Genomic DNA, 12,778 nt, shown 5'->3' on the forward strand with positions numbered 1-12,778 from the left:
GACTGTCGCTCGATTCACGGACGGGACGGACCGCGCCGTGGCCGCTCGTCGCTGCCGTGGCGCGACCGATGGCGCGCGGACCGGATCCGGGGGTTGACCCGCGACCGGCCGCACTCGCTCACCGCCGAAGTCCGGCAGCGGTTCGGCAGTGGAGTCGGTCAGCGCCGCGGCGCCGGATTCCGACGACGGCTCGGCACCGGAAGCCGACAACGGCTCGATGCCAACTCCACACGGCCCGGGCGCCGTTGACACTCCTTGGGCTGTTTCCGGTGGTTCCGAAGGGGACCGCTCGTCGTCATGGGTCCCGTCCCACCCGTCGACAGCCGACGCGGAGTCGATCCGGGGCCCGTGGCTCGGCACGGACAGGTCCGCCCCGCGGGGATCCTGCTCACTGGTCGCCGACTGGGTCACGACATCCGCGCCCACCAGGGCAATGGGCTCCCGGACCGCGTCGGGGACGAGTTCGAACAGGGCCGGCGCACGCGGCCGCAGGACGGGCTCCGGATTCATGATCCGCGCGGCGAGGTTGTGGAGAAAGTCCGTCATGACCCGACCAGCTCCAGGTACGCCTGCCGACGCCGCTCGCTCAGGCCGAGGGTCTCGGCCTCCGACCAGCCGTACGCCAGGGCCAGTTCATGAATCTGGCGCAGGGTACGCCGGGCCCAGGTCTCGACCTCGCTCCACAGGAACGCCCCGGCGTCGAACGGCGCGTCCCACCCCCTGGCGCAGGTCGGACAGGTCAGGGCCAGCCCGACGTCCGCGTGCGGATCGAGCTGCGCCATTCGCTCCACGACGGCCGCGACGACATCGGGCGGTACGTCGGCTCCGGTCCTGCGCCGACCGTCCCGGTCCGTGACGGTCACGCAGCGGTCGAGGAGCACCTGGCGGGCCGTTGCCACGTCGGGGCTGTCGCCCGCGGCGGCCGCGTCCCGGCTGTCCGGAAGCCGGAAGTCCACGCGGTATCCGTTCATCTCCAGCGTCAGAGCGGCAGGATCCATGGCGGTCTCGGGCGAGTCGCCCAGGACGGCGGCCGCCGACAGGCACACCTCCACCCGTTCCGAACAGGCCGGGCATGTTGCCAGGGCGGTGATCCGCTCGCCGAAGATCTGCTCGCGCAGCCGGAGCAGCACCGCCTCGCGCTGCCCCAGGCTGAGAGAGGCCAGCGTCTCGTCCCCGTCGCCGGTGGCGGCGGCGAGGAGAGCCAGCGGGCGCGCGACCGGGGGCCTGGTGACGCCCTCGTCCCACGCCGCGAGCAGCCGGCCGGCCGGAATCTCCCGAAGCGCCGTCATGCTCAGGGCTCCGTGAACCTGGGCTCGGTGGGTTCGGTGACGGCGTAGTCCCGCTCCCATCCTTCGTTCTCCAGCTTCAGATGCTGGATGGCCACGGCGTTGGCGTTGGCGTCCAGGTCCGGCAGGGACTCGTACTCCGACGGCCAGCACCGGTACACCTTGTACGCGATGGCCAACTGCCCGGCCTCGTTGTACATCTCGATGATGATGTCCTTGCGGAAGTCCGCGAGCGACACTTCCGCGCCGAGGCCAGAGCCCCAGTTCCAGACCTTGTTCGCCCACCGCGCGAACGCCTCGTCGTGGGTGACCCCCCGCCTGAGGGTCACGGCCTCGTACTCGGTACGTCCCGGCGACTTGCGGCTGCTGCTGGGGTCGCCGCCCTCGCGGTGCCGCACCACCTCGGTGGTGCGGCGCAGGGCGCTGACGCTGCTCACTCCGGCGACGTACTGACCGTCCCATTTGACCCTGAACTTGAAGTTCTTGTACGGGTCGAAGCGCTGGGGATTCACGTTGACGCTGAACTCGGCCATGGCTCCCCCTCACGTCTCGATCCGGCCGGCGAGCTGCTGGATCTTCAAGATCACGAATTCGGCGGGTACGAGGGGCGCGAATCCCACGAGGATGTTGACGATTCCCCGGTTGATGTCACTCTGGGTGGTGGTCTGCTTGTCGACCTTGACCAGGTAGGCCTCGTTGGGTGTCTGGCCCTGGAACGCGCCCTGACGGAACAGGTCGTGCATGAACGCGCCGACGTTCAAACGGATCTGTGACCACAGCGGCTCGTCGTTGGGCTCGAAGACCACCCACTGGGTGCCCCGGAAGAGGCTCTCCTCGATGAACAGCGTGAGGCGGCGGACCGGGATGTACTTCCACTCCGATGCCAGGCGGTCGTCGCCCTGGACGGTGCGGGCGCCCCACACCGTGGCAGGGGCCCCGTTCGGTAGCGTCCGCAGGCAGTTGATGCCCCGGAGGTTGAGCCGGCCGTTCTCGGAGTCGGTGAGTGCCACGCTGAGGCCGACCACGCCCGAGACGGTCGCGGCCAGGCCGGCGGGCGCCTTCCACACGCCCCGTTCGACATCGGTTCTGGCCATGACGCCGGCCACCGCGCCGCACGGCGCGAACACCGCCGGCCGGTTCTCGCGCAGCGGGTCGCGCTCGACCAGCCGTGGGAAGAACAGCGCGGCGTTCCTGCTGGTCGTGCCGATCGCGGCTTTGCCGGTGATCGCGCTCGCCGGGTCGACCCACGCGCTCGGCGGGTCGACGAGGAGCATCGCTCGCCGCTCCTCGCAGTACCGGGCTGCCTCGGCGATCAGATCCGGGTCGACGTCGTCGCCCTTGTACGGCGGGATGCACAGGAGGTTGAACAGGTCCGTGTCTTCGAGTGCGAACAGTCCCGCCTTGTTGTCGCGGGCCTTCGTCGGGAGGAAGTCTCCTTGCTGCAGCGCCTCGCCGTCGTTGCCGTCCTGCTCCTGCGCTGCTGCGGTGACCGCGGTACGGGCCGTGTCCGCAGCCGTCTTGGCGGCGTCCGCCTCGGTCTTGGCGGTGGTGGCCTCGGTCTTGGCCGCATCGAGTGCCGACTGAGCGGCGTCGATCTTGCCTTGGTCCTTGGGGGTCTCGGCGTTCGCCGCGTCCAGTGCTTTCTGCGCGGCTGCCACCTTCTTGGTGGCGGCCGCGAGCTTGGTGTCCGCCGCTCCCTGGTTCTTCTCCGCTTCGGCCAGAGTCGCCCGCTTGCCGGAGACGGTGTCGAGAGCCGCGCTCACGGTGGGCAGGGAATGGGCATCCGCCGGGAAGTCGCCGTCCCAACTCACCAGCGTCGAGGAGGCCTTCAGCACCTCGTCGATCCGCCGTCGGCTGCGTTTGACGGTGACGTTGCGGAACATCTCGTCGGTGCCGCTGCTCGTCTCGGTGACACGCAGGTTGAACAGATCCTCCTTCGGCACCCCGAGATCGTCGGCCGCGGCCTGCGCGACCTCCTCGTCCACCGCGCTGACCTCCGCGCGAAGTCCGCTTCCCCAGGCGCCGGGTGATTTCGCGGCGAGTTTGAGCCCGCCGACGACGAGTCGGGCCCTGCCATCGCTGCCGGATTTCGCGCGGTGGATTCGTACGACGACGGCTTGGCCGCCGCCGTTGAGGAAGAAGTCACGCACCGAGTAGCCGAGGCTGTTGCCGGCCCACAGGCCACCGAATTCCCGTTCGAATTCGCTGAAGCTGCCGAGGATCACGGGTTTGTTCACCGGCCCGCGCAAGGCCCGGCCGAGGAACGCGGTGATCGATGTGGCGACCCCGACGATGGTGCGAACGCCGCTCGGGATCTCCTCGATGTAGACACCGGGATAGGACAGTGGGGTGGGCATGCGGTCGGCTCCTGACAGCGGCGGCATGAACGTCCGTATGGCCAGCCATCGTTGCCGCGGCGGTGTCACCCGAGCGTCACTCGTCCGTCACGCCGGTCGGCCGCCTCTCGGGCGTTCTTCGCCGGTTCGCCTTTCAACGGTCGTTCAGCGGTATGGGCAGCATGGACGTGAAGTGGGCCGACGGTTCCACCCCGAGTTCCTCGTGGAGCAGACAGGAGAACGCGCAGTAGTGGCGGATCGCCTCCACCACGTTGTTCTCCGCGAGATGTACGGCGACGACCGCTCGGTGAGCGCTCTCGCGCAGCGGCTCGATGCGTACGCTTTCCAGGGCTGCCTCAAGGGCCAGCGCGTGGCGTCCCTGCGCGATGAGCTGTGCGGCCAGGACGTCGAGGGCGTGCAGCCGCAGCTGTCGAAGACGCTCCCGTTCGAAGAGAACCCAGTCCTCGTCCCAGCCGGGAAGCAGATCGCCGTCGTAGAGCAGATAGCGCGGCAACTCCTCGCCGTGCGCGCCGGAGCCCGGCACTCTCACGATGCGCAGGGCGGATTCGGTGAACGCGTGGGCGTCGACGCTGACCGCGTCCGCGAGCGAGAGGGTGTCCTGGTCGCTGTGCACGAGGGGGCGGCGCCCGCGGTGCAGCCGCCACAGGGTCGTACGGAGACTGCCGTGGGCCCGCTCCTCCGTGACGTCGGGCCACAGGGTGCCCGCGAGGACGCTGCGTGAAGCGTGCCGGTGGAGTCCGAGATAGGCGAGGAGCCGTCGGCCGCCGGCGCAGACGTCGACGGCCGCGGCACCGTACTCCAGTCGGAAGCCGCCGAGCAGACACAGCCGGAGGAGCGGTTCCGCAGTGGTCATCGCGTCCCCACCGAGGGGGCGGAGGCCTTGTGCCGCCTGCCGGCGCCGGCCGTCGACGGCCGGCTCATGGCCGCAGGCTCCGGGACGCGACGAGCGCTCCGGCGGCGTATCCGTCGACGCGGATGCGATCTGCCGGCGCGAGGGCCGGGGTCACGGTGAGGGTGGTGTCGCCGTCGGCGACGTCCGCGGAGAGGCGCGGCCGGTCGTCGGCGAAGACGTCGACACGGTCGAGGCCGGACGTACGAACGGCCAGCGCTCCGCTCTGCCCGTCGAGCGCCGCGTCCAGAACGTACGACGGCAGGCCCGCGAGCAGCTCTCCCGCGCGGGCGACCAGGTCGGCGTTGTCGTGGAGAAGGTCGGTGCGGGTGAGGTGGTGGCGGAAGTCGGGTACGACACCGAGGTCCTCGACCGGGGTGCCGGCGAGTGCGCCGACCCGTACGGTGCGGCGGATGGCTACGCGGAGGTTCGCGCCGCCGGGCAGCGGCCGGTACGGGGATTCGGGGTCCGGCCCGGGGTCGGGGGCGGGTGCTTCGAGGAGTGACTTGAGGAGCGCGTGGGTCCAGACGTTGGCGCCCCCGGCGCCGGTGTTGTCGTCGGTGCCGAGGACCGGGCCGATGCCGTGGTCCTGGAATCCGGCGGCGAAGATGTCCGTCGCCGAGTAGCAGCGGGCGTCGGTGACGAGCACGACGGGCCCGTGGTACTGCTGGCCAAGGGCGTTGGCCCCCGCCTCCGGGGTGATCGGGAAGGTGGCGGAGAAGGTCGCGCCGGTCTCCACGGACTGCTCCAGCGAGGCGAACCACGGACCCAGGTCGATCTGCCGGGTCGGGTTCGTGGCGTGCCGTCGGCAGATCCGCAGATTGAGCGGCGTGCTGATGAACTGGACCGGCTCGGGGACGACCCGGCGCGGTGTCAGCGTCTGCAGCAGGAACTCGGACGCGTGGATGTGGCCGCCGCCGTTGCCGCGTACGTCCAGGATGAGCCCGGCCCGGGGGATCAGGCCGAGCAGCCGGACGAACTCGGTGACGAAGGCGTCGGGGTCCATGGTGTTGAAACTGAAGACACGGATGTGCCCGAACGTCCCCGACGGCGTCCCGACCGCGCGGGCGCGGAAGAACCCCGGAAGGGTCGAGGGGATGTCCTGTCCGGCGGCGGCGCGCTCGGTGGTGAGGTCCGCCGGCCCTCCGGCCTCCTCCAGCGCCACCACCTCCGGTACGTAGAGGAGTTTGGACGCCCGGCTCATCTCGTCGCCGCCCAGGTCGAGTCCCTGAGCGGTCGCGGCGGTGCCGAGATCGTCCGCGTTGACGAACGGTGGCAGGTTCTCGGTCACCAGCCACCGCTCGCGCAGTTCGTGGGCCGTCCCGTCCCGCCCGGTGTAGCCGAGAGTCACCCACTCCTCGTCGGGTGGGCGGTGCAGGGCGAGCGGGCGGATGGTGAGCGACTGCAGCCCCCGCGAGTGCCGGGCGGCCGGATTGCTCCCGGCGAAGCGGTCGGCACACAGGTCCACTGCGCGGTCGATCGGGACGCCGTTCCAGTACGTGACGTCGACGCCGGGTCCGAACCCGGGGGCGGTGAAGTCCCGTACCACCCGGGTGACCAGGTACCTGCGATCCGGTCCGTCGGCGTACTCCTCGATCTGGAAGGGGAGGTAGGCGATCTTTCCGGCGAAGGGCTGCGGCAGCACGTAGTTGGTGTGCAGGTCGCGCACGGAGTGGAAGATCGACGACAACTCCGCGTGGAACCGCCACTCCGGGTCTGTCGCCCCTTCGGACTGCCGGTTCAGCCGGGTGAGCAGCAGGCGCAGCCGCTGCACCGGGTTCACGGCGTGCATCGCCGTCTTCAGCGGCAGGTGCGCGTAGTTCTGCTCGAAGAGTACGAGCGCCTGCTGGACCAGTGTCCGGCGTTCCGCGAGCGTCAGCGTGCCGGCGGTGCGCAGGAAGTCGGACAGCGTCGGCGCCTCCCCCAGCTGCTTGGCCACCCACGCGGGCGTTGAACTGCTCATCAGTGAGCCCCCTTCGCACGATGTCCCTTGCCGTCCCCAGCGCAACACACGGGTGCGGCGGGCGGTATCGGGGAACGCCCTACGGTGCCGCTCCGGGGCCGGGGTCAGGATTGCCGGGGAGCTCGCCGCCCGCGGGCGAGGAAGGCCAGGACGTGCCGGATGTCCGTGCCCGCCCCGTCGTCCTCCCGGGGGTCGATCCCGCGTCGGCGCAGCGCGCTTTCCAGGGCGAGTTGGGCGATCTCGGCGCCCTGCCGGTCGACACGGCGGGAGAGTTCGACGAAGTCGAGGGAGCCGCCCGCCAGAGCGGTGGCCTGCCACCGCTCCACGTTCAGTTCCGCGGCGGACCAGGCAAGGCGGGGCCAGCGCCGGACGGCGACCGGCCCGAGGACCGTGAGTGCGTCGATGTCCACCGGGCAGTCGGCGCACTCGTCGAGGAAGGACCGCTGGGCGGCGGTGAACAGCCGGTGCAGCGGCCCCTTCCGGGCGAGCACACCGGAGACCGTGTGTTCACGGTGCGTGGTGGTCAGCACGGCGGAAAGCTCACGGCGCTCGCCCCGCCACTCCCCTTCGACGCGTGTGGGCCGCTGCCCGGCGATACGGGACCTCCGGCACGGACACAGCTGGGCGGCGGTGTCGTCCCGCCGGTGCAGAGTCTCGCGCAGGCGCAGAATCACCCCGGCTTCCAGCAGGGGCAGGCGGTCGGGGGACGCGTCGGCCCGCTCGCAGAACCACACGCGGCACGTGCGCTCCTCCCCCGTGTCGCGGTCCCACACTCCCGCGGCAAGGGCCTGGCCCGGCGACAACGTCACCCGGACCACGACAGCATCGAGCCGGTCACGACCAACCACTCCATGCCTCCTGAGGAGAGCGCTGTCCCCTCGCCAGCCCATCGCAGGACGGGACGCGTCGCATCAGGGAACTCCCCATGTCCCACAAGAATATGACGGACCGACAGGAATCCTCGGTTATACGAAAAGCACCCTCCGGGATCATCCGAAGGGGGGCACTCTGGTGGTGCGGCAACAGGACACGTCGCTGCTCGGGGGCACGGGGGCGTCATGGACGAGCGGATGTTACGGAGCGGGGAAACGCCCGTCGGCCGGGGCCGCGAGTGCGGGCTGCTGGACGGGTTGCTCGACTCGCTGCCCGACCGGGGCGCGGCGCTGCTGCTGCGCGGCGAGCCGGGGATCGGGAAGAGCACGTTGCTCGACTACGTCGTTCAGCGCGCCGGAACCCACGTGCTGCAGACCAGAGGAGTGGAGTCGGAAGCCGTCCTTCCGTACACCGTCCTGGCCGATCTGCTGCTGCCGATCCGCAAGTACTTCGCCGAGGTGCCGACGGCCCAGCGCAGGGCGCTGGAGGGCTGCCTGGCCCTGGCGGACATCGCCGACCCGAGTCCGTACGCCGTATGTGCCGGGGCGCTGGGGGTGCTGGCGGCGGCGGGTGAGACCGAGCCGCTGGTGGTGCTGGTCGACGACCTGCACTGGGTGGACCCGTCGTCGCGGCGCGTGCTGCAGTTCGTCGCGCGGCGCCTGGGCACCGAGCGGGTGGCTCTGGTGATGGCGGTGCGGACCGAGCCCGGCGAGGACGGTGCCTGGGAAGGCGTACCGCAGGTGGTGCTCGCCCCGCTGGACGGCGCGGAGTGCCGGCAGTTGCTGCGACAGCGCGGACTGGATCCCGCGGAGCCCGCGGCGGCTCGGCTGGTCCCGCTGAGCATGGGGAATCCGCTGGTCCTGGTGGAGTACGCAGACGCACTGGCGCAGGCCCGGGCGCACGGCGGCGACCTGGACGAGCAGGGGTGGCAGACCCCCGGGCCGCTGGTGGAGCGGGCCTGGCGGGGGCGGATGCGGGCGCTGCCCCGGGGGACCCGCGACGCGCTGGTGTACGTCGCGATGTGCCGCTCCCCGGAGTTCGCCGTGCTGGAGCGGGCACTGGATGCCGTCGGCCTGTCGCTGGGCGCGCTGGAGGCGGCCGAGGAGGCGGGTCTGGTCCGCGCCGGGAACGGGGCCTATGAGCTACGGCATCCGGTGCTGCGTCCTCTGGTGCTGGCACACTGCCCGGTTGCCCAGCGTCAGCGCGCCTACCGAGTCCTCGCGGATCTGTCGTCGGGCGAACTCCGTACGTGGTACCTCGCCAGCGCGGCGGCCGGACCGGACGAGACGGTGGCCGCGGCACTCGCGGCGGAGGCTGGGCAGGCACGGCGGCGCGGGGCGTTCGGCGCCTCGGCGAGGGCGTGGCATCGGGCGGCCGAGCTGTCCCCGGCCGCGCCGGACAAGACCGTACGCCTGCTCAACGCCGCCCGGGACGCCTTCTACAACGGTGCCACGGCCGACGCCGTCGAGTGGTGCGAACAGGCGTTGCGATACAGCGTCGAGCCGGCCCTGACCGCCGACATCGAACTGCTGCGCGGTCAGACGCGCAGCTGGGCCGGCGATCAGGCCGGAGCGCACCGGCTGCTGGTCGCGGCGGCGGCCGCCGCCGAACGGGTGGACCCAGCGCGGGCCTGCGCGCTGTACGGCGCGGCCGTCATGCCGGCGGCGATGGGCGGCCACATCGGCCGGGCGGCCGACAGCGCGGAACGCTGCGATGATCTGGCCGACGCGCTGGGCACCGCGCCGGAGCTGCAGCTGGGCAGGGTGATGCAGGGCAATGTGCGCGCGCTGGCTGGGCACATACGGGAGAGCCGCCTGCTGCTGCTCGAGAGCAGGGCCACCCTGCACGGCGACTGGGCCCTGGAGGAGCGGCAGTTGGCGGTGCTGATCGGACAGGCACTCTCCTGGGTGGACGAAGAGGACGCGGCGCGCGAGGTGTTCGGCACGGTGATCGACAGGGCCCGGCGCGACGGCGTCCCGGCCCTGCTGCCCTTCGCCCTGGTGGGTCGCTGCGAGCTGGAGTCGTGGAACCGCTGGGCGGCGGCCCGCGCGGACGGAACCGAAGCGCTGCGCTGGGGGCAGGAGTTCGGCCACAAGGCGATGATCGGATACGCGCTGACGTCGCTTGCGCGGCTGGAGGGGCTGCGGGGCGACCGGGCCGCCTGCGAGGAACGGATCGCGTACTTCGGGGAACACTGCGGCGAGGGCATCCCCGGCCTGGAGGTCTTCGCCCAGTCGGCGTTGGGCTCAGCGGCCCTTGCCGCCGGGGACCCCGGACCGTGCCGGACACATCTGGAGCGGGCGTTCACGATGGCGGCGGACATGGGGCTGGGCAACCCCAACCTGATGCCGTTCGTCGCCGACCTGGCGGAGGCGCACAGCCGCACGGGGAACCAGGAGCGGGCCATGGAGATCGCCCTCTGGCTGCGTGAACGCGCGCAGTCCACGGGCCTGGCCTGGCCGGCCGCGGCACACGCCCGGTGCCGGGCCATGCTCGCCGAGTCCGCCGACGCGGTGCAGGAATGGCTGGCCGAGGCGGAACGGGCGCACGCCCGGCGCGCGATGACGTATGAACTCGCCCGCACGCGGCTGGTGTGCGGGGAGACGTTGCGCCGTCTGAGGCGTCCAGCCGCAGCCCGTGAACCCCTCCACACCGCCCTGCGAGCCTTCACCGCGCTGGGCGCTTCCCCCTGGGCAACCCGGGCCGCGGCGGAACTCGCCGCGGCCGGCCAGCGCCCCGCACCGAGCGCCGCCAGGCCCCCGCAGGTGGACGTCCTGACGGCTCAGGAACTTCAGGTGGCCCGCGCGGTCGGGGAAGGCCTCAGCAACGTCGAGGCCGCCACGGCCCTGTTCGTGTCCCGCAAGACGGTGGAGGCCCACCTCACCCGCATCTACCGTAAGCTCGGCATCCGTTCGCGCTCCGACCTGGCCCGCTATCTGACCCAGGCAGGCGTCGTCGACTGAAGCGATACGCGCGGAACGCTTCGACCGAGCGTCGCGGAGCGGTGTGCGCGACCTCGAAAGGATCCGTGCGAGTACCAGCGTCAGGACGCGGACGGCGAGGTTCGCACACTGCTCGTGTCCTGCGCCTCCTCCTCACCGGCGACGCCTTGCCCCAGTGGAGCAGGAATCGTAGGGACTTCCCCGATGCGGTCGCCCTCGCCCGTGGGCTGCGCCGATCGGGAACACCACGCCCCCATGGCCCCCAGTTGGGTAGTCACTGAGCGGCGTGCGACGGGGCGTTCTTCGAGGTCAGTGTTCAGCGCACTCGGCCGAGTAAAGGAGTCTGTGAACTCAGGCCTACGCCGGGCCAGGAAGTCGAGGGGGTTGGCATCCATCCCCCCGGGCCCGGTGTCAGCGTCTGGTACTCGCCCAGCGAACCGTTGGGCGCCCCCCGTCGCAACCGCCGGCCGCGAGGAACCGCACGTGCTCGGCGGACGCGTCGTAGTCATCACATCCCACCACTCGGTGCTGATGTCCGAGCCAGGCATGGATCCTGCCGTTACTACCCGCGCCTGGCTCACAGGTGTCTGCCCGGCCACGAATACTCTGCCGTATGTCACTGCCCAGTTGGCTGGCTGGGTTCTCGGTGTCAACGGCGAACTCGGGGCGTGCCTCGCGGCGAGACGAGGCGCATTGTTCCCCTCCGTCACATTAGCCCGGCTCTGGCACGACCGCCGATTCGGACGCAGGCAGTTCAGGCCACAGCATCATGTCACCCCGGTCGGCACGGCTGGAGTGAGTCCAATATTGACTCCACAAGTCAGCAGGCTCAACAGTACTGACTCTGATGTCATGTGCGTGCAGCCACATGTTGAGTCACATGCATAGACTTGCCGCTTCTTCCCGCGAAATAAGGTTGACTGATGAAGACAGACACATGTTTCGATTACGTCGTGGTCGGTGCAGGATCGGCAGGGTGCGTACTGGCCACGCGACTGTCCGAGGACCCTGAGGTCCGGGTACTGCTCCTCGAGGCCGGCGGCCGCGACCCGCTCGATCTCATGGCTGTGCCGCCGGCCTGGCCCGCCCTGCAGGGCACGGACGCCGACTGGGCCGACGTAACCGTGCCCCAGTCCAGCGCGGATGGAATGGTGGTTCCGTGGCCCCGGGGCCGGGGTCTGCGGGGAAGTTCGGCCATCAACGCCATGTGTTTCCTGCGTGGTCACCGCTCCAGCTACGACGCGTGGGCGACGGCGGGGGCGACGGGATGGTCGTACGACGACCTCCTGCCCTATTTCAAGCGCAGTGAGAATCTCACCGGAGTGGCCGGTCGTGACCCGCTGTTCCGGGGTGTGCAGGGGCCCATGCGTGTGGGGCCGGCAGCCGAGCGCCATCCCCTCGCCGAGGCCTTTCTCGACGCGGCCCTCCAGGCGGGCTACTCGGAGGCCCGGGACTTCACCAGCGGGCTGGAAGAGGCGTTCGGCTGGGGAGATCTGAGCATCGCCGACGGCAGGCGACTGGACGCGGCCACGGCGTATCTGAGGCCTGTGATGAACCGGCCCAACCTGCGGGTGGTGACGGACGCACTCGTTCAACGGGTGACTTTCGAAGTCGAGCGGTGTACCGGGGTCGAGTACCGTGTCGACGGTCGGCTGGTGAGGGCGCGTAGTGAACGGGAGGTCGTGCTGACCGCCGGTGCAGTGGGCAGCCCACAACTGCTGATGCTCTCAGGCATCGGTCCGGAGGATCACGTGCGCCGGTTCGGGATCACTCCCCTGGTGAACCTGGCCGATGTGGGAGCCAACCTCCAGGACCACCCCATGTCGGGAATCGTCTACCTGTCCGCGCGTCCGGTACCGCCGGCCGTGAACAACCACGGTGAGGTCCAGGGGCTGATCCGCACCGATGCGCAGCTCAGCGGGCCCGACGTGCAGCTGCAGATGGTGGACGTTCCCCTGCGGGAAGACAGCCTGCCCGGGCCCGACATCGGGCACGGATACACGGTCATGGTCGCGCTGATGACCCCTCATAGCCGGGGCACCGTGCGGCTCGCCGACGCCACGCCCGGCAAGGCGCCCCTCATCGACCCGCAGTACTACGCGGACGCGCGCGACCTCGACGCCATGGTTTACGGCCTGCGCGCGGCCCGAACGGTGGGTGAAACTACCGCGTTGGCCGACTGGCGCGGCGCGGAGGTCCAGCCAGGTCCGGGCGTCCAGGACGACGAGCATCTGCGGGCCTATCTGCGCAGGAACCTCCGCTCCTACGGTCACTACACAGGCACTTGCCGCATGGGGTCCGACGAAGGCGCCGTCGTCGATTCCGACCTGCGTGTGCGGGGTGTGCAGGGCCTTCGCGTGGCTGACGCATCGGTCATGCCGTCCATCGTGTCGGCGAACACCAATGCCACGGTCTACGCGATCGCCGAGCGGGCAGCGGATCTGCTGCGGTCGCACTGACCTGCCGCA

The 12,778-nt window shown here is 70.7% G+C and carries 8 protein-coding genes; 2 read left to right on the forward strand and 6 right to left on the reverse strand.

Going from position 1 to position 12,778, the window contains the following annotated elements; genetic code table 11:
• Positions 1-542 precede the first annotated feature (542 nt).
• The 6 genes from ACFY0T_RS02500 to ACFY0T_RS02525 form a co-directional block, all read right to left on the reverse strand.
• Positions 543-1,289, reverse strand: coding sequence for a hypothetical protein (locus ACFY0T_RS02500; protein ID WP_388864037.1), 747 nt, complete (start codon positions 1,287-1,289; stop codon positions 543-545).
• A gap of 2 nt (positions 1,290-1,291) precedes the next feature.
• Positions 1,292-1,819, reverse strand: coding sequence for a phage tail protein (locus ACFY0T_RS02505; RefSeq protein WP_388864039.1), 528 nt, complete (start codon positions 1,817-1,819; stop codon positions 1,292-1,294).
• 9 nt (positions 1,820-1,828) lie between these two features.
• On the reverse strand, positions 1,829-3,643 hold the full coding sequence (locus ACFY0T_RS02510; RefSeq protein ID WP_388864041.1) for a phage tail sheath family protein: 1,815 nt from the start codon (positions 3,641-3,643) through the stop codon (positions 1,829-1,831).
• A gap of 133 nt (positions 3,644-3,776) precedes the next feature.
• Positions 3,777-4,496 carry a BTAD domain-containing putative transcriptional regulator gene (locus ACFY0T_RS02515; protein WP_388864043.1) on the reverse strand — a complete coding sequence of 240 codons (720 nt, stop codon included), beginning with the start codon at positions 4,494-4,496 and terminating at the stop codon, positions 3,777-3,779.
• Between the two features lie 64 nt (positions 4,497-4,560).
• Complete coding sequence (locus ACFY0T_RS02520; protein ID WP_388864045.1) at positions 4,561-6,495, reverse strand: S41 family peptidase; 1,935 nt, start codon at positions 6,493-6,495, stop codon at positions 4,561-4,563.
• A 104-nt stretch (positions 6,496-6,599) separates the two neighbouring features.
• A complete protein-coding gene (locus ACFY0T_RS02525) occupies positions 6,600-7,343 on the reverse strand; it encodes a hypothetical protein (protein ID WP_388864047.1) in 744 nt (247 codons plus the stop codon).
• A 210-nt stretch (positions 7,344-7,553) separates the two neighbouring features.
• Here ACFY0T_RS02525 and ACFY0T_RS02530 point away from each other — a divergent pair, with 210 nt between their 5' ends.
• On the forward strand, positions 7,554-10,331 hold the full coding sequence (locus ACFY0T_RS02530) for an AAA family ATPase (RefSeq protein WP_388864049.1): 2,778 nt from the start codon (positions 7,554-7,556) through the stop codon (positions 10,329-10,331).
• 902 nt (positions 10,332-11,233) lie between these two features.
• Positions 11,234-12,769, forward strand: a complete 1,536-nt coding sequence (locus ACFY0T_RS02535) for a GMC family oxidoreductase (protein ID WP_388864050.1) — start codon at positions 11,234-11,236, stop codon at positions 12,767-12,769.
• Positions 12,770-12,778 lie beyond the last annotated feature (9 nt).

The sequence above is a fragment of the Streptomyces sp. NPDC001530 genome (assembly GCF_042894545.1).
Lineage (GTDB): Bacteria > Actinomycetota > Actinomycetes > Streptomycetales > Streptomycetaceae > Streptomyces.